Source organism: Burkholderia sp. Bp9140, assembly GCF_003853425.1.
In the GTDB taxonomy this organism is placed as follows: Bacteria; Pseudomonadota; Gammaproteobacteria; order Burkholderiales; family Burkholderiaceae; genus Burkholderia.
In genome coordinates this window covers 92,303-107,773 of the sequence record NZ_QTPQ01000027.1, presented here as the reverse complement: position 1 = coordinate 107,773, position 15,471 = coordinate 92,303, and the positions used below count along the sequence as shown (strand labels likewise).

The following is a 15,471-nucleotide window of genomic DNA, read 5'->3' as shown; positions in this document are numbered from 1 at the left end:
TCACTTGGCGCGCCTTCTGAAGTAAGCGTATTTGAAGCCCATTACCCACAACATACCGAAATATAGTGCAGCGAACAGCACGAGGCACGCGGCCATCAGCGCAATGCGATCGAGCGGCTGCGCACGCATGCCGGTCCAGTCGAAGCTGATCGCGAACCAGTGCATCAGGCCCGCGAGCACGAGCGCCGCGCCGATCAACTGCACGAAGAAGCGCAGCCAGCCCGGCGACGGCTGGTAGATGCCGCGCTTGCGCAGCCCGAGGAACAGCAGCAGCGAGTTCAGGCACGCGCCGACGCCGATGCTCAGCGTGAGGCCCGCATGACCGATCAGCGGCACGAACACGTAGTTCGAGATCTGCGTGACGACGAGCACGCCGATCGCGATCTTCACCGGCGTCTTGATGTCCTGCTTCGCATAGAAGCCCGGCGCGAGGATCTTGATCAGGATGATGCCGACGAGACCGATCCCGTAGGTCGCGAGCGCGCGGGCGACCATCGTGACGGTATGCGCGTCGAACCTGCCGTAGTTGAACAGCGTCGCGGTGAGCGGCGTCGCGAAGAAGAACAGCGCGAGCGCGCTCGGCGCCGCGAGCAGGAACGTGACGCGCAGCCCCCAGTCGAGCAGCGCCGAATACTCCTGCGTATCGGCGTCGACGTGCGCCTTCGACAGGCTCGGCAGCAGGATCGTGCCGAGCGCGACGCCGAGCAGCGCGGTCGGGAATTCCATCAGGCGGTCGGCGTAGTTGATCCACGACACCGCGCCCTGCCCGAGCCGCGACGCGATGTTGGTGTTGATGATCAGCGACAGCTGCGCGACCGACACCGCGAACGTCGCGGGCACCATCTTTGCGAGCACGCGCTTCACGCCGCGGTGACGCAGCGCGCGCACCGGGTTGAGGCCGATCAGCGGCACCATGTCGATTTTCTTCAGGCCCGGCAACTGCACGACGAACTGCAGCACGCCGCCCACGATCACGGCCCACGCGAGCGCGAACACCGGCACCTTCAGGTGCGGCGCGACGAACACGGCCGCGGCGATGAACGCGACGTTGAGCAGGACCGGCGCGAACGCCGGCAGCGAGAAGCTCTTGTAGGTGTTGAGCACGCCGGACGCGAGCGTCGTCAGCGAGATGAACACGATGTACGGGAACATGATCCGCGTCATCGTGACCGCGAGCGGGAACGCCTGCCCGTCGGTGCGCAGGCCGGACGCGACCGCGAACACGACCCACGACGCGCCAACGATCCCGAGGACCGACAGCACGGCGAGCGCCCACGCGAGCACGGTCGACATCGCATCGACGAGCGCCTTGGTCGCATCGTGCCCCTGCTGGTTCTTGAACTCGGCCAGGATCGGCACGAACGCCTGCGAGAACGCGCCTTCGGCAGACAGGCGGCGCAGCAGGTTCGGAATACGGAAAGCGACGTAGAACGCGTCGGTGTATTGACTGGCGCCGAACGCACGGGCGATCAGCGTCTCGCGGGCCAGTCCGGTCACGCGCGACAGCAGCGTGAAGCCGCTGACCGTCAGCAGGGCTCGGAATAGATTCATGGGGCGCTTATTATACGGACGTTGCGTGTCCCGGCACGGACGGATCCGGAAAAGCGCGCGCGTCGCCGGCGCCCCATCCGGCCGATGTCACGTTGAACTTGCCACGCGCTTGATTTTGTTGCTATAATTGCCGGTTTCTGAGCCTGTTACATGCACGGCGCCTGTCGTTTTCATGTCTCGGCCTCGGTTAAAATCACCGTTTTTTATGCGCCCCTGGGCAATCGTTCTCAGGGGACGGATCGAAAAGCAGCGCTTGGCCGTCAGGCTCCAAGCTCTGGAAACAGGACAGGATAAGGAACCGTCATGGCTAACTCCGCACAAGCACGCAAGCGCGCCCGCCAAGCCGCGAAGGCAAATTCGCACAACTCGGCGCTGCGCTCGAAATTCCGTACCGCGATCAAGTCGGTTCGCAAGGCTGTTGAAGCCGGCGACCAGGCTAAGGCTGCCGAGCTGTTCAAGGCTGCCGTGAAGACGATCGACACGATCGCCGACAAGAAGATCGTTCACAAGAACAAGGCCGCTCGCAGCAAGAGCCGCCTCGCCGCAGCCGTCAAGGGTCTGCAGGCAGCAGCGTAAATCCGGTGCGACCGGCGAGGGCGCCCGCCTCGGCGGGCGCTCCTGTTTCCTGCGATCGCAAAAAAGCCCGCCTAGGCGGGCTTTTTTGTTGCGCGTCGTCCGCGCATCGCGCCGGACGACTGCCGGACGTGGGCGCGGCATGCACCCTCGTCCGTCGAACTCATTTCTTCTCGTTGTAGTCCGGCAGCTCGCACGCCTCGGTGACGACAAGGTTGTTGTCCTTCGCGAAGTTCAGCACGAAATCGAACGCCATCGGCTCGATGTCGCGCAGCCGGGAATCGAGGATCACGCATTTCAGGTCACCGAGCATCGTCGGGCGCACGTACAGCGAATATTTCAGGCGCGCATTCGGCCCGCTCGCACCCGGCCCGAAGCAGGCCATCACGCCGGCCAGACGCTCCGACCAGTCGCTCGGGCGAAACTTTTTCCCGTCTTTCGTGATGCCCTGGATGAAGAATTCGGTCGGAGGGGTTTCAGCCATGTGGTTACCCAAGTGACGGCCCGGCGATATCCAGGCGACGGCGCCTGGATATGCGAACACAAAGCTGGAGTGGACGGCTGCACACGCGCTTCGATATCCCGAAAACAGGCCGTCGATGCGTGCCGCCGGCGCGCCGCACCGGATTTGTGCAGCGCACGGCTTGTGTCCGGCAGAGCGCGAAAAGCCTTGCCTGCCGGGCTGGAGAAAACTTTTGAATTATACCGCAGCGCGCCATCGCGCGTCGTGCCGCCCCCCTCTCCCGACACGCTCCGTCGCCCGCCCCAAGCGCTCCCCGCTTTTCTTCGCGGCTCGTCAAAGCACAGAAAATCCTTTATGCTGCTTTGAGTTATCCACACCCGACGGCGGCGCCGTCCGGCCCCGCGGCCGGGTGAAACCCGCCGTATCTCGTTTCATGACCGCCAAAACCATTCGTCACTACCTGCAGTTCAAGGATTTCTCGCTGGAAGACTACGAGTACGTGCTCGAACGCACGGGTATCCTGAAGCGCAAGTTCAAGAACTACGAGACCTATCACCCGCTGCACGACCGCACGCTCGCGATGATCTTCGAGAAGAGCTCGACGCGCACGCGGCTGTCGTTCGAAGCCGGCATCTTCCAGCTCGGCGGCCATGCGGTGTTCATGAGCACGCGCGACACGCAGCTCGGCCGCGGCGAGCCGGTCGAGGATTCCGCGCAGGTCATCTCGCGGATGGTCGACATCATCATGATCCGCACGTTCGAGCAGGACGTGATCACGCGCTTCGCGCAGAACTCCCGCGTGCCGGTGATCAACGGCCTGACCAACGAATACCACCCGTGCCAGGTGCTCGCCGACATCTTCACGTACTACGAGCACCGCGGCCCGATCGCCGGCAAGACGGTCGCGTGGGTCGGCGATGCGAACAACATGCTGTACACGTGGATCGAAGCCGCGCAGATTCTCGGCTTCAAGCTGCGCCTGTCGACGCCGCCCGGCTATGCGCTCGACATGAAGCTCGTGTCGCCGGACAGCGCGCCGTTCTACGAGGTGTTCGACGACCCGAACGAAGCGTGCAAGGGCGCCGATCTCGTGACGACCGACGTGTGGACGAGCATGGGCTTCGAAGCCGAGAACGAAGCGCGCATGCAGGCGTTTGCCGACTGGTGCGTCGACGAGGAAATGATGGGCCACGCGAACCCGGACGCGCTCTTCATGCACTGCCTGCCCGCGCACCGCGGCGAGGAAGTGACGGCCGGCGTGATCGACGGCCCGCAAAGCGTCGTGTGGGACGAGGCGGAAAACCGCCTGCACGTGCAGAAGGCGCTGATGGAGTTCCTGCTGCTCGGCCGGCTGAAGCACTGACGCGCGCGGCCTCGTCGCAAGCGATAAGCGCCGGCACAGCCCGGCGCTTTTTATTTTCCCGCCACCCGCGCGGCATGCGCGCGCATGCCGATGCCCCCGTCAGCCCGGCGTCGGCTGCGTCGCGGCGAAGCTTGGCCGCTCGCGCATCACCGCCTGCGCACGCGTGACGTTCGGGTATTTCCGCAGCAATTCCGCCCCTTCGGGGAACATGCCCACGTAAGCCAGGATCGGCGCCAGGAACAGATCCGCCATCGACAACTCGCTGCCGACCAGGTAATCGCGACCGCCGTACGCCGCGTCGAACACCTGCAGATGCTTGTCGATTTCAGGCAGCGCCGCGTCGATCACCGCGCGATCGGGCTGGCCGTTCTCGCCTTTCGGGAAGATGTATTGCAGCACGTAGCGGCGCACCATCGCGTCGTACGCGTGGCAGTTGATCAGACTGATCCACTGCTCGCCGCGCGCATGCGCGGTGGCGCCCCACTGGGCCAGCAGGCTCGGGCCGTCGAACGCTTCGTCGATATAGCCGAGGATCGCACGCGTTTCGTAGAACTCGATCGGACCGTCGCAGAATGCCGGGATGCGTCCGAACGGGTTGTGCGCGAGCACGTCCGGCGAATGCGGCGGCAGCGGCTGCAACGTGTACGAGACGCCCTTTTCCGCGAGCGCCATGCGCACGGTCCTGCAATAGCTGCTGCGCGGATCGCCGATCACGACGACGGTACCCGCGCTGCCTTCCGGGTCCAGCAGATCGCTGAGCCGGTTGAACACCGATTGCCAACCGCCCATGTGCGAATCGCGCTCGGCCTCGCCCGGAAAGCCGCTGTGACGCATGTGCAGATGCGTGCCGCCGTCCTTGTCGGTGAACGTGACCTCGATCAGCGTCTTCAGGTCGGCCGGCATCGACCCGGCCTCCCACGCCCATGTGTACGCCAGAAAGTCGACGCGATCGACCTTCTGGTATTCGCCGCCCGCGATGTGGCGCGAACCGTCGCGCCCGCCCATCACGATGCGGTACGTGCCGCCGACCCGCGCGTCGGCGCTCGCTTCGATCACGCTCATCCCGCGCGGACAATGCCAGGTCGCCAGCGCGGATTCGTTCGTGAACGCGTCGAAAACACGTTCGCGCGGTGCGCGGATGAACCGGTTCAATTCGAGATGAAACGTCGCTGCCTGACTCATGACTTCTCTCGCCGAGGTGGGGCGTCGTCGCCGGCCGTGCCGCCCGCGCACGATTCGACGAACGCCGTCAGTCGATCGAGGCTCTCTTCCCAATATTGCCGATAGGCTTCGAGCCATCCATGCGCATCGCGCATCCCGTCCGCGCGCAACCGGCAGATTCGCCAGCGCGCATTGACTTCCCTCTCGATCAGCCCCGCCTCCGACAGCACGCGAAGGTGCTTCGAAATCGCCGGCGCGGACATGTCGAACGGCCGGGCCAGCTCGCTGACGGGCGCCGCGCCCTCGGCCAGCCGCACCAGGATCGCGCGCCGGGTAGGGTCGGCCAGCGCAGCAAACACCGCAGACAGGGGATCGGATGTGGAATGCATGATCTCATTTAACTTCAAGGTTAAATGAGAGTCAAGGGGATGACGGGTGTGGCGGCCGGGGGACGCAACGGCGTGGATGGACGGGCGGCGGAACGGAACGACGCACGCATCGCCGCCGCCGAGCGGTGCGGGGTGCGGGCGCGATGCGGGACACGACAGCGCGCCTCTAGAAAAAGGGACGGTTTGCCGTATGGAATCGGCAACAACCGGCGTGGTTCCGTTACGCGGGCGTCGTGGCCCGGCTCACAGGCAAACCGGCTCGGGCTCCAGCTCGACGCCAAATTTCGCGAACACGTCGTCCTGGATCGCGCGCGCCAGCGCGAGCACGTCGGCCCCCGTCGCGCCGCCGCGATTCACCAGCACGAGCGCCTGCCGGTCGTGCACGGCCGCCGCGCCGAGCGCGCGCCCTTTCCAGCCGCAGCGGTCGATCAGCCAGCCGGCCGCGAGCTTCACCTGCCCGTCCGGCTGCGGATACGACACGACGTCCGGCGAGCGCGCGCGCAGCGCATCGAACTGCGCGGTGTCGATCACCGGATTCTTGAAGAAACTGCCGGCGTTGCCGAGCGCCAGCGGATCGGGCAGCTTCGCGCGGCGGATCGCGACGACCGCGTCGAACACGTCGCGCGGCGTCGCGAAGTCGGGGGCGATGCCGCGCGCGTCGAGCTCGCGCGTGACGTCCGCGTAGCCGAGCCGCGGCGTCCAGCGCTTGGGCAGCCGGAACGTCACCGCGACGATCGCGAAGCGCCCGCGCCCGTCCCGCTTGAAGAAACTGTCGCGATAGCCGAACGCGCAGCGCGCGGCGTCGAAGCGCTCGCTACGTCCCGTCGCGAGTTCGACGGCGACCAGCGACTCGAAATACGTCTTCATCTCGAGGCCGTACGCGCCGATGTTCTGGATCGGTGCGGCGCCGACGGTGCCCGGAATCAGTGCCAGGTTTTCGAGGCCCGGCATCCCGTGCTCGAGCGTCCACGCGACGAACGCATGCCAGGTCTCGCCGCCGCCGGCCTCGACGTACCACGCGTCGTCGTCCTCGCGCACGACGCGGCGGCCGGCGATCTCGTCGAGCAGCACGACGCCGTCGAAATCGCGCGTGAACACGACGTTGCTGCCGCCGCCGAGCACGAGCTGCGGCAGATGCGCGACGCGCGGGTCGCGATGCAGCGCCGCGAACTGCGCCGCATGCGTGATGCGGGCGGCAAAGCGCGCGGTCGCGCCGATGCCGAACGTGTTGTGCGCGGCGAGCGGATGGTCGGGGAGCAGCGACAGGGCGGAATCGTCAGGAGGCATCGGCATTCGCGGTCACGTCCGCCGGGCGGGCGCACGGCCGGCCTTGGGCAAACGGAGGGGCATCGGTAAAATGGCAAACAGTCCGCAATTATAGCGAGTGCCCGCGCGCGAGCCGGGTGCTTGCATCTCAAGGGAGAATGCCATGCCATCGTTCGACGTCGTTTCCGAAGCGAACATGATCGAAGTGAAGAACGCCATCGAGCAGTCGAACAAGGAAATTTCGACGCGCTTCGACTTCAAGGGCTCCGACGCGCGTGTCGAGCAGAAGGAGCGCGAGCTGACGCTGTTCGCCGACGACGATTTCAAGCTCGGCCAGGTCAAGGACGTGCTGATCAACAAGCTCGCGAAGCGCAACGTCGACGTGCGCTTCCTCGACTACGGCAAGGTCGAGAAGATCGGCGGCGACAAGGTCAAGCAGATCGTCACCGTGAAGAAAGGCGTGACGGGCGACCTCGCGAAGAAGATCGTCAGGCTCGTGAAAGACAGCAAGATCAAGGTGCAGGCGAGCATCCAGGGCGACGCGGTGCGCGTGGCCGGCACGAAGCGCGACGACCTGCAAAGCGTGATCGCGATGCTGCGCAAGGACGTGACCGACACCCCGCTCGACTTCAACAACTTCCGCGACTGATCGACGCCGTCGACCGGTCACGCCGCGCCGCCGGGCCCCGCATGCGGGATGCCCCGGCGGGCGGGCGACAGCAGCAACGCCTTCCTCAGACCTTCCCGCCGTCCTGCGCACCGCCGTCGGACGCTGCCTTCTTCTTGTCGCCGATCCGGCTTTCCTGCCCCTTCAGCAGCTTCGAGATGTTGCCGCGGTGACGCCACACGAGCAGCACGCTCATCGCGAGCACGGCCCATGCGACCGGGTTGTGGCCCGTGCCGAACAGGAACACGTCGAACACCGGTGCGAACACGGCCGCCACCAGCGCCGCGAGCGACGAATAGCGGAAGAAGAACGCGACGATCAGCCAGGTCAGCGCGGTCGCGAGGCCGAGCACCGGGTGCACGGCGAGCAGCACGCCGGCCGCGGTGGCAACGCCCTTGCCGCCCTGGAAGCGGAAGAACACCGGATACAGGTGGCCGAGGAACACGGCGATCGCGACCCACGCGACGGCGACGTCGGACAGCCCGAAGTGCCGCGCGAGCCACACGGCAAGCCAGCCCTTGAACGCGTCGCCGACGAGCGTCATGATCGCGGCCTTCTTGTTGCCGCTGCGCAGCACGTTGGTCGCGCCGGGATTCTTCGACCCGTACGAACGGGGATCGGCCAGGCCCATCGCGGCGCTGACGACGACGGCGAACGACACCGAACCGATCAGGTAGGCAACTAGTGCGGCGAGCAGGATCTGCATGCGGAGAACTCTTCTTTCAACGTATCGGTGAAGGGACGGCCGGGCGCGCCCGGCCGAAGCGGCGCCCATTCTACCGAACGAGCACGGCCTGCCACGAGGGTGAAACCCTCAGTCGACGCTCGCGCACTGCACGGGCGTCGCGCCGAGCAGCGTCGCGAGCACCGCCGGCGCGAGGCTGACGAGATAGCCGCGGCGGCCGCCGTTCAGGTAGATCGTCGGCAATTCGAGGATGGTGGACTCGACGTACACGGGCATCGTCTTGCGCGTGCCGAACGGCGACGTGCCGCCGACCAGATAGCCGGAGTGGCGGTTCGCGACGTCGGGCTTGCACGGCTCGACGCGCTTCGCGCCGATCTGCCGCGCGAGGTTCTTGGTCGACACCGTGCGGTCGCCGTGCATCAGCACGATCAGAGGCTTCGCATGCTCGTCCTCCATCACGAGCGTCTTCACGACGCTGTGTTCGTCGACGCCGAGCTGGCGCGCCGACTCGCCGGTGCCGCCGTGCTCGACGTAATCGTACGGATGCTCGCCAAACGCGACGCCGTGGCGGCGCAGCAGCTGGGTCGCGGGTGTCTCGGACACGTGTCTGGATTTGCTCATGGCGGCATTTTAATGGCGAACGACCGGCGGGCGGCCGCCATCGCACAATCGCGGCATCCCGTGTTCGCGCCGGTGCGCCGCGCGCCGGCGGTATACTCGCGGCCCTTTTGTCCGGGGCGAGCGCGCCCGTCGCCGCAGCGCGCCATCATCATTGCGGACATCGCGAAGCGCTATTGCCCGATTGGCCGATTGTGGCGCGCCCGCCATCATGGCACGATCGTTCGCAAAACTCGCCGCGCCGCCGCCCGGCCCTTTTTCTGGAGACGCCATGACCTCGCCTGTCCGCTCATCCGCGCCGCTCGACGTCGCGGCACTGCTCGCCGCGCTGCCCGGCCGCATCGCCGACGTGCCCGCCCGCTGGGCCGCACGCGCGCGCGCGCATCCGGCGCTGATCGAGGATGCGCGCCGCCTGTCGTACGGCGAGCTGTCGCAGGCCGTCGATGCCGCCGCCGGGCGGCTCGCGCGCCTTGGCGTGCGCGGCGGCGATCGCGTGATGATCGTCGCGGAGAACAGCGTCGCGCAGATCGTGCTGCTGTTCGCGGTCGCGCGTGTCGACGCATGGGCGCTCGTGTCGAACGCGCGGCTGTCGGCCGGCGAGCTCGATGCGATCGCCGCGCACGCGCGCCCGAAGCTGATCGCGTTCGCGACGGAAGCGTCGCCCGACGCGCGCACGCACGCGGCACGCTACGACGCGACGCCGGCCGACGCGCTGCCGGTCGACATCGGCGCATGGTCGTACCGCATCGACATGAGCGCGCCCGGCGAACCGGTGGCGGCCGACGGCGCCGCGCAATGCGCGGCGCTGATCTACACGACCGGCACGACCGGCACGCCGAAAGGCGTGATGCTGTCGCATCGCAACCTGCTGTTCATCGCGGCGACGTCGAGCGCGCTGCGCCGCGTGTCGCCCGATGACGTCGTCTATACGGTGCTGCCCGTGTCGCACGTGTACGGTCTCGCGTCGGTCTGCCTCGGCAGCCTGTACGCGGGCGCGACGCTGCGGCTCGCACCGCGCTTCTCGCCGGAGGCCGTGCGCGTCGCGCTCGCCGACGAAGGCGTGACGATCTTCCAGGGCGTGCCCGCGATGCACGCGAAGCTGCTCGAGCACCTGCACACGCATGCGCACGCGTGGCACGCGCCGCGGCTGCGCTTCGCGTATTCGGGCGGCTCGCCGCTCGACGCCGACCTGAAGGCGCGCGTCGAGCGTGTGTACGGCGTGCCGCTCCACAATGGCTACGGGATGACCGAGAGCAGCCCGACGATCACGCAGACGCCGCTCGACGCACCGCGTACCGACTGCTCGGTCGGCGTGCCGATCCCGGGCGTCGAGATGCGGATCGTCGCACCGGACGGCACCGACGTGCCGCAGGGCGAAGTGGGCGAAATCCGCGTGCGCGGGCCAAACGTGATGCTCGGCTACTACCGCAACGCGGAGGCGACGCGCGCGGCCGTTTCGCCGGACGGCTGGCTCGGCACCGGCGATCTCGCGCGCCAGGAAGCCGACGGCTCGGTGACGATCGCGGGCCGCAGCAAGGAGCTGATCATCCGCTCGGGCTTCAACGTGTATCCGGTCGAGGTCGAACAGGTGCTGAACGCACACCCGGACGTCGTGCAGGCAGCCGTCGTCGGCCGCGCGGTCGAGGGCAACGAGGAAGTGCTCGCGTTCGTCGAGCTGGTGCCGGGCGCGACCGCGACCGAGGCCGCGCTGCAGGCGTGGTGCGCGCAACGGCTCGCGCCCTACAAGCGCCCTGCGCGCATCCGCGTGCTCGATGCGCTGCCCGCCGCGTCGACGGGCAAGGTGCTGAAGCACAAGCTGCGCGAACTCGCGTGACGCGCGGCGCCGGCCGCATCGCGCACGCGGGCCGGCGCACGCGCCGCGCTAACCGCGCGGATGGTGCTGCGCATGCAGCGTCTTCAGCCGCTCGCGCGCGACGTGCGTGTAGATCTGCGTGGTCGAGATGTCGCTGTGGCCGAGCAGCAGCTGCACGACGCGCAGGTCGGCGCCGTGGTTCAGCAGGTGTGTCGCGAACGCGTGCCGCAGCGTATGCGGCGACAGGTGCGCGCGCACGTCGGCCTGCTGCGCGTGGCGCTTGATGATGTTCCAGAACTGCTGGCGCGTCATCCCGTCGCCGCGCGCGGTCACGAACAGCGCGTCGGCCGCGCGTGCGCCGAGCAGCGCCGGCCGCGCGTCGCGCAGGTAGCGCTCGATCCAGCCGTGCGCGACCTCGCCGAACGGCACGAGCCGCTCCTTCGAGCCCTTGCCCATCACGCGCACGACGCCCTCGTTGAGCCCGACCTCGACGGTCTTCAGCGTGACGAGCTCGCTCACGCGCAGCCCGCTCGCGTACATCAGCTCCAGCATCGTGCGATCGCGCAGGCCGAGCGGCGTGCCGATGTCGGGTGCGCCGAGCAGCGCCTCGACCTGTGCCTCGGACAGGGTCGACGGAAAGCGCGCGGCCTGCTTCGCCGACGTGATCCGCAGCGTCGGGTCCGTGCTCGCGTGATGCTCGCGCACGGCCCAGCCGTAATAGCGACGGAACACCGACAGCCGCCGGTTCGACGACGTCGCCTTGCCGTCGCTGCGCGCGGCGATATAGCCGGTCACCATCGCTTCGTCGGCCGAGTCGAGCGGCACGTCGTGCGTCGCGGCCAGCCATTGCGAAAACAGCACCAGATCGCGCCGGTATGCATCGAGCGTGTTGCGCGCGAGCCCGTGCTCGAGCCACAGCCCATCGCAGAACACGTCGATCGATGCGCGGCTCGCGAGCAGCGCGGGCGATGCGGCGGCCGCGTCGCCATCGGCGCCGGACGCGGAGTCGGGGGAAAGCAGCGGTTCACTCATCAGTACGGCACGCCTTCATGCGCCAGCAGCCAGCGCTTCACTTTCTGGTAATAGCCGTCGTCGTCGTGGTTCGCGAAGCCGCCGAGGCCGCCCGCCGCGACGACGCGATGGCACGGGATCACGAGCGGGAAATAGTTCGCGCCGCACGCCTGGCCGACCGCGCGCGGCGCGCTGCCGATCCGCTTCGCGACCTGCCCGTAGGTCAGCACCGTGCCCGGCGGAATGTCGCTGATCACGTTCCACACGCGATGCTGGAATGCGCTGCCGACGTCGGCGAGCGGCAGGTCGAAGCGCGCCGACGCGCGCTCGAAATAACGTTCGATCTGCTCGACCACGCGCTTCGCGAGCGGCGAGTCCGGCTCGACCGGCTCGATCGACTCGGGCAGATAGACGATCTCGCGCACCACCACGGCATCGGTACGGATGCCGACCTTGCCGAACGGTGCGTCGATGACTGCGTTGAACATGAGCTTCTCCTCACCGTGAAACGCGCGGCGCCGCCGCGCGCCGACGACACTTTACGCCGTGATCATGCGGCACGCAGCGCCCATTCGACATGCTCGCGCACGACCGGCGACGGATCGTCGGCCCGCGCGCGCAACGCGGCGACGATCGCGTCGCGCGCATCGGGCGCGAGCCGGTCGGCCGGCGCGCGCAACGCATTGCCGAGCCCGACCGCGAGATTGCGCAGCCAGCTTTCGTAACCGATGCGCCGGATCGCGCTGCCCTGCATCCGCGTGTCGAACGCGTCCGCGTCCCAGCGGAACAGCTCGACGAGCGTCGCGCGGTCGAGCCCGTGCCGCACGTCGAAATCGGCGACGGGCGCGGCCTGCGCGAACTTGTTCCACGGACACACGAGCTGGCAGTCGTCGCAGCCGTACACGCGGTTGCCGATCAGCGGGCGCAGCGGCTCCGGAATGCTGCCTTTCAGTTCGATCGTCAGGTACGAGATGCAGCGGCGCGCGTCGACGCGGTACGGCTCGACGATCGCGCCGGTCGGGCATGCGGCGATGCAGCGCGTGCAGCTGCCGCAGTGCGCGCCGGGTGTCTCGGGCGCGATGTCGGGCGCCGTTTGCGCGTCGGTCGGCAGCGGAATGTCGACGTAGATCTCGCCGAGGAAGAACAGCGAACCCGCGTCGCGCTGCAGCAGCAACGTGTGCTTGCCGCGCCAGCCGACACCGGCCTTCTGCGCGAGCTCGACCTCGAGCACCGGCGCCGAATCGGTGAACACGCGGTAGCCGAATGCGCCGATCTCGCGCTCGATGCGCTCCGCGAGCGTCTGCAGCCGGTTGCGCAGCACCTTGTGATAGTCGCGGCCGCGTGCGTAGATCGACACGACGGCGGCCTGCGGATCGTCGAGGCGCGCGCGCTCGCGGGCGCGCCAGTCGTGCGGCACGCGTGCGCCGGATGACGCATCGGGCGCGTCGGCGGCGAGCGTTTCGGCCGGCAGATAGGCGAGCCGCGCGGAGATCACGCGTCGCGTACCGGCCACAAGTTCGGCCGGCCGCGCGCGTTTCGTCCCGTGTTTCGCCATATAATCCATTTCGCCGTGGCACCCGGCTTCCAGCCAGGCGGCGAGGCCTGCTTCGGCATCCGAGAGATCGGTATCGCTGATGCCGATCGCCCCGAAACCCAATTCGCGCCCCCACGCCCTGATGCGCGCGGCGAGCGCAGTCAACGTCGCATCATCGAGCGCGCACGGCGCCGCGCCTTCGGCACGAGTCGAAGGCCTGTCGGATGCGGCGAGTTCCGGTAATCGGTTCATCGCACTATTTTACGAGAATGCCAGCCACGCCTCATACGCCTCATGCCGACACGCTGCCTGCCCCGCTCGCGGAGCGCGTGATCGCACTCGCCGACGAAGCGGCGACCGAGGCCTTCGGCACCCGCTTCGCGCACGCGCTCGACGCGGCACGCACCGAACTCGCCCGCGCGCACGCGTTCGACGGACTGCAGATCCAGCTGATCGGCGACCTCGGCGCGGGCAAGACGACCGTCGTGCGCGCAATCCTGCGCGGCCTCGGCCACCCGGGACGCGTGCGCAGCCCGACCTACACGCTCGTCGAACCTTATGCGTTCGCACGCGATGACGGGGAACTTGAGGTCTATCACTTCGATCTGTATCGATTCAACGATCCGGCCGAATGGTCCGACGCAGGCTTTCGCGAATATTTCAATTCCAGCGCGATCTGTCTCGTCGAATGGCCGCAACAGGCGGGCACCCTGCTCGGCGTGCCCGATCTGGTTTTCTCGCTCGACGTGGATGGCGACGGCCGCGCCCTCACCGTGCGGGCGTACAGCGCTTCAGGAAAGGCATGTCTCGAAAGATGTTGATCAAACCGTTCCGCTCGATCGAATCGGCGGCCACCGCGACGCACAACTGGCGCCGCCGCCAGATCCTGCGCGCGGGTGCGTCGACGCTGGTGCTCGGTCTCGCCGTGCCGCGGCTCGCGCACGCGTCGTCGGTGCTCGGCGTGCGCGTCTGGCCCGCGCGCGATTACACGCGCGTCACGATCGAATCCGACCAGCCGCTGCAGAATAGCCAACAGCTGTTGCAGGGTCCCGACCGGCTCGTCGTCGACCTGAACGGGCTCGATCTCGACCAGGCGCTGCGCGACCTCGTGTCGAAGATCGCGCCGAACGATCCGCAGATCCAGTCGGTGCGCGTCGGCCAGTACCAGCCGCACGTCGTGCGGATGGTGTTCGACCTGAAAGGCTCGGTGAAGCCGCAGGTGTTCACGCTGCCGCCGGTCGGCACCTACAAGTACCGGCTCGTGTTCGACCTGTATCCGGCCGTCGCGCCCGATCCGCTGACCGACCTGATCGCGCAGACCGAACGCAAGGAACAGGCGCTCAACGACACCGCGCGCGCGCAACAGATGCAGCCGCCGACCGCGCTCGCGGGCCCGGCCACGCCGCCGCCCGCCGCGGGCGACAACAGCGATGCGTTCTTCCAGCGCTTCGCGCAGAACACGCCGGCCACGCCGCGCACGCCACCGGGCACCACGACGCCTTCCGCGCCCGCGAAGCCGGCCGTCAAGCCGCCGCCCGTCATCGCGCGCCGCGACGACAGCGAGGACGACGGCGACACCTACAAATTCACCGCGCCGAAATCCGGCAAGGGCGGGACCGTGCGGCTCCTGACGGTCGCGATCGATCCGGGCCACGGCGGCGAGGATCCGGGCGCGATCGGCGGCGGCGGCACGTACGAGAAGCACATCGCGCTCGACATCGCGAAGAAGCTGCGCGCGAAGATCGACGGCGCGCCGAACATGCGCGCGATGATGACGCGCGACGCCGACTTCTTCGTGCCGCTGAACGTGCGCGTGCAGAAGGCGCGCCGCGTCGGCGCCGACCTGTTCGTGTCGATCCACGCGGATGCGTTCACGACGCCGTCCGCGCGCGGCTCGTCGGTATTCGCGCTGTCCGACCACGGTGCGTCGAGCGCCGCGGCGCGCTGGCTCGCGAACAAGGAGAACTCGTCGGACCTGATCGGCGGCATCAACATCAAGACGCAGGACGCGGCAGTCAGCCGCGCGCTGTTCGACATGTCGACGACCGCGCAGATCCGCGATTCGCTGCGCTACGGCAATTATGTGCTGAAGGAAGTCGGCGGCATCAACAAGCTGCACAAGGGCTCGGTCGAGCAGGCCGGGTTCGCGGTGCTGAAGGCGCCGGACATTCCGTCGATCCTCGTCGAGACCGCGTTCATCAGCAACCCGGAAGAGGAAAGCCGGCTCAACGACGAAAGCTATCGCGACCAGATGGCCGACGCGATCTTCCGCGGCATCAAGCGTTACTTCGCCGCGAATCCGCCGCTCGCGAAGAGCCGGATGGCCTGAAGCACGGCCGCCCCTTCCCCGCCGCCGGCACGCGCCGCGTGCCGGCGC

Annotated in this window: 16 protein-coding genes; 6 read left to right on the top strand and 10 right to left on the bottom strand. The window is 67.9% G+C overall.

Translation table 11 applies throughout. From position 1 onward, the window contains the following. Positions 1–1,551, bottom strand: coding sequence for a murein biosynthesis integral membrane protein MurJ (murJ, locus tag DIE21_RS22605; protein ID WP_124499803.1), 1,551 nt, complete (start codon positions 1,549–1,551; stop codon positions 1–3). A 303-nt stretch (positions 1,552–1,854) separates the two neighbouring features. On the opposite strand from murJ, the gene rpsT reads away from it, so the two are divergent. Further along, entirely contained in the window at positions 1,855–2,127 is a 273-nt protein-coding gene (rpsT, locus tag DIE21_RS22600; protein ID WP_006482211.1) for a 30S ribosomal protein S20, read from the top strand. Positions 2,128–2,287: 160 nt separating this feature from the next. Here rpsT and DIE21_RS22595 read toward each other — a convergent pair whose 3' ends face one another. Beyond that, entirely contained in the window at positions 2,288–2,608 is a 321-nt protein-coding gene (locus DIE21_RS22595; protein WP_006762342.1) for a DUF3579 domain-containing protein, read from the bottom strand. A gap of 412 nt (positions 2,609–3,020) precedes the next feature. On the opposite strand from DIE21_RS22595, the gene argF reads away from it, so the two are divergent. Then, entirely contained in the window at positions 3,021–3,950 is a 930-nt protein-coding gene (gene argF / locus DIE21_RS22585) for an ornithine carbamoyltransferase (protein WP_057926108.1), read from the top strand. Between the two features lie 99 nt (positions 3,951–4,049). Here argF and DIE21_RS22580 read toward each other — a convergent pair whose 3' ends face one another. The 3 genes from DIE21_RS22580 to murB all read right to left on the bottom strand — a co-directional run bounded on the left by DIE21_RS22580 (position 4,050) and on the right by murB (position 6,793). Beyond that, positions 4,050–5,132, bottom strand: coding sequence for an SRPBCC domain-containing protein (locus tag DIE21_RS22580; RefSeq protein ID WP_124499802.1), 1,083 nt, complete (start codon positions 5,130–5,132; stop codon positions 4,050–4,052). Further along, the gene (locus DIE21_RS22575; protein WP_124499801.1) at positions 5,129–5,500 is read right to left on the bottom strand and encodes a helix-turn-helix transcriptional regulator; all 372 of its coding nucleotides are present in this window, start codon (positions 5,498–5,500) and stop codon (positions 5,129–5,131) included. Before DIE21_RS22575 ends, DIE21_RS22580 begins: the two co-directional genes overlap by 4 nt. A 243-nt stretch (positions 5,501–5,743) precedes the next feature. Further along, positions 5,744–6,793, bottom strand: coding sequence for a UDP-N-acetylmuramate dehydrogenase (gene murB, locus DIE21_RS22570; protein WP_124499800.1), 1,050 nt, complete (start codon positions 6,791–6,793; stop codon positions 5,744–5,746). 136 nt (positions 6,794–6,929) lie between these two features. Here murB and DIE21_RS22565 point away from each other — a divergent pair, with 136 nt between their 5' ends. Beyond that, positions 6,930–7,415, top strand: a complete 486-nt coding sequence (locus tag DIE21_RS22565) for a YajQ family cyclic di-GMP-binding protein (protein WP_006762345.1) — start codon at positions 6,930–6,932, stop codon at positions 7,413–7,415. Positions 7,416–7,500: 85 nt separating this feature from the next. On the opposite strand, the gene plsY is transcribed toward DIE21_RS22565, so the two are convergent. Together plsY and ybaK are read right to left on the bottom strand one after the other, a co-directional pair. Continuing rightward, positions 7,501–8,139 (bottom strand): glycerol-3-phosphate 1-O-acyltransferase PlsY, encoded by a 639-nt coding sequence (gene plsY, locus DIE21_RS22560; protein WP_124499799.1) that lies wholly within the window; start codon positions 8,137–8,139, stop codon positions 7,501–7,503. 108 nt (positions 8,140–8,247) lie between these two features. After that, the gene (gene ybaK, locus DIE21_RS22555; RefSeq protein ID WP_124499798.1) at positions 8,248–8,739 is read right to left on the bottom strand and encodes a Cys-tRNA(Pro) deacylase; all 492 of its coding nucleotides are present in this window, start codon (positions 8,737–8,739) and stop codon (positions 8,248–8,250) included. Between the two features lie 268 nt (positions 8,740–9,007). Between ybaK and DIE21_RS22550 the strand changes: the two genes are divergently transcribed. Continuing rightward, positions 9,008–10,570 (top strand): class I adenylate-forming enzyme family protein, encoded by a 1,563-nt coding sequence (locus DIE21_RS22550; RefSeq protein WP_124499797.1) that lies wholly within the window; start codon positions 9,008–9,010, stop codon positions 10,568–10,570. 48 nt (positions 10,571–10,618) lie between these two features. Here the strand turns inward: DIE21_RS22550 and xerD are convergent, their stop codons facing one another. From xerD to queG, 3 genes are all read right to left on the bottom strand, one after another. Further along, positions 10,619–11,581 carry a site-specific tyrosine recombinase XerD gene (gene xerD, locus DIE21_RS22545; protein ID WP_124499796.1) on the bottom strand — a complete coding sequence of 321 codons (963 nt, stop codon included), beginning with the start codon at positions 11,579–11,581 and terminating at the stop codon, positions 10,619–10,621. Then, the gene (locus tag DIE21_RS22540; RefSeq protein ID WP_124499795.1) at positions 11,581–12,048 is read right to left on the bottom strand and encodes a methylated-DNA--[protein]-cysteine S-methyltransferase; all 468 of its coding nucleotides are present in this window, start codon (positions 12,046–12,048) and stop codon (positions 11,581–11,583) included. Before DIE21_RS22540 ends, xerD begins: the two co-directional genes overlap by 1 nt. 62 nt (positions 12,049–12,110) lie before the next feature. Next, positions 12,111–13,346 (bottom strand): tRNA epoxyqueuosine(34) reductase QueG, encoded by a 1,236-nt coding sequence (gene queG / locus DIE21_RS22535; protein ID WP_124499794.1) that lies wholly within the window; start codon positions 13,344–13,346, stop codon positions 12,111–12,113. A gap of 17 nt (positions 13,347–13,363) precedes the next feature. Between queG and tsaE the strand changes: the two genes are divergently transcribed. Next, a complete protein-coding gene (gene tsaE / locus DIE21_RS22530; protein WP_124499793.1) occupies positions 13,364–13,915 on the top strand; it encodes a tRNA (adenosine(37)-N6)-threonylcarbamoyltransferase complex ATPase subunit type 1 TsaE in 552 nt (183 codons plus the stop codon). Further along, positions 13,897–15,423 (top strand): N-acetylmuramoyl-L-alanine amidase, encoded by a 1,527-nt coding sequence (locus tag DIE21_RS22525; protein WP_124499792.1) that lies wholly within the window; start codon positions 13,897–13,899, stop codon positions 15,421–15,423. The genes tsaE and DIE21_RS22525 overlap by 19 nt, the downstream gene beginning before the upstream one ends. Positions 15,424–15,471: the final 48 nt, after the last annotated feature.

What these genes read in the sequence shown, in the direction of transcription:
- murJ (WP_124499803.1), bottom strand. Translation starts at nt 1,551, where the DNA reads ATGAATCTATTCCGAGCCCTGCTGACGGTCAGCGGCTTCACGCTGCTG.
- rpsT (WP_006482211.1), top strand. Translation starts at nt 1,855, where the DNA reads ATGGCTAACTCCGCACAAGCACGCAAGCGCGCCCGCCAAGCCGCGAAG.
- DIE21_RS22595 (WP_006762342.1), bottom strand. Translation starts at nt 2,608, where the DNA reads ATGGCTGAAACCCCTCCGACCGAATTCTTCATCCAGGGCATCACGAAA.
- argF (WP_057926108.1), top strand. Translation starts at nt 3,021, where the DNA reads ATGACCGCCAAAACCATTCGTCACTACCTGCAGTTCAAGGATTTCTCG.
- DIE21_RS22580 (WP_124499802.1), bottom strand. Translation starts at nt 5,132, where the DNA reads ATGAGTCAGGCAGCGACGTTTCATCTCGAATTGAACCGGTTCATCCGC.
- DIE21_RS22575 (WP_124499801.1), bottom strand. Translation starts at nt 5,500, where the DNA reads ATGCATTCCACATCCGATCCCCTGTCTGCGGTGTTTGCTGCGCTGGCC.
- murB (WP_124499800.1), bottom strand. Translation starts at nt 6,793, where the DNA reads ATGCCGATGCCTCCTGACGATTCCGCCCTGTCGCTGCTCCCCGACCAT.
- DIE21_RS22565 (WP_006762345.1), top strand. Translation starts at nt 6,930, where the DNA reads ATGCCATCGTTCGACGTCGTTTCCGAAGCGAACATGATCGAAGTGAAG.
- plsY (WP_124499799.1), bottom strand. Translation starts at nt 8,139, where the DNA reads ATGCAGATCCTGCTCGCCGCACTAGTTGCCTACCTGATCGGTTCGGTG.
- ybaK (WP_124499798.1), bottom strand. Translation starts at nt 8,739, where the DNA reads ATGAGCAAATCCAGACACGTGTCCGAGACACCCGCGACCCAGCTGCTG.
- DIE21_RS22550 (WP_124499797.1), top strand. Translation starts at nt 9,008, where the DNA reads ATGACCTCGCCTGTCCGCTCATCCGCGCCGCTCGACGTCGCGGCACTG.
- xerD (WP_124499796.1), bottom strand. Translation starts at nt 11,581, where the DNA reads ATGAGTGAACCGCTGCTTTCCCCCGACTCCGCGTCCGGCGCCGATGGC.
- DIE21_RS22540 (WP_124499795.1), bottom strand. Translation starts at nt 12,048, where the DNA reads ATGTTCAACGCAGTCATCGACGCACCGTTCGGCAAGGTCGGCATCCGT.
- queG (WP_124499794.1), bottom strand. Translation starts at nt 13,346, where the DNA reads ATGAACCGATTACCGGAACTCGCCGCATCCGACAGGCCTTCGACTCGT.
- tsaE (WP_124499793.1), top strand. Translation starts at nt 13,364, where the DNA reads ATGCCAGCCACGCCTCATACGCCTCATGCCGACACGCTGCCTGCCCCG.
- DIE21_RS22525 (WP_124499792.1), top strand. Translation starts at nt 13,897, where the DNA reads ATGTCTCGAAAGATGTTGATCAAACCGTTCCGCTCGATCGAATCGGCG.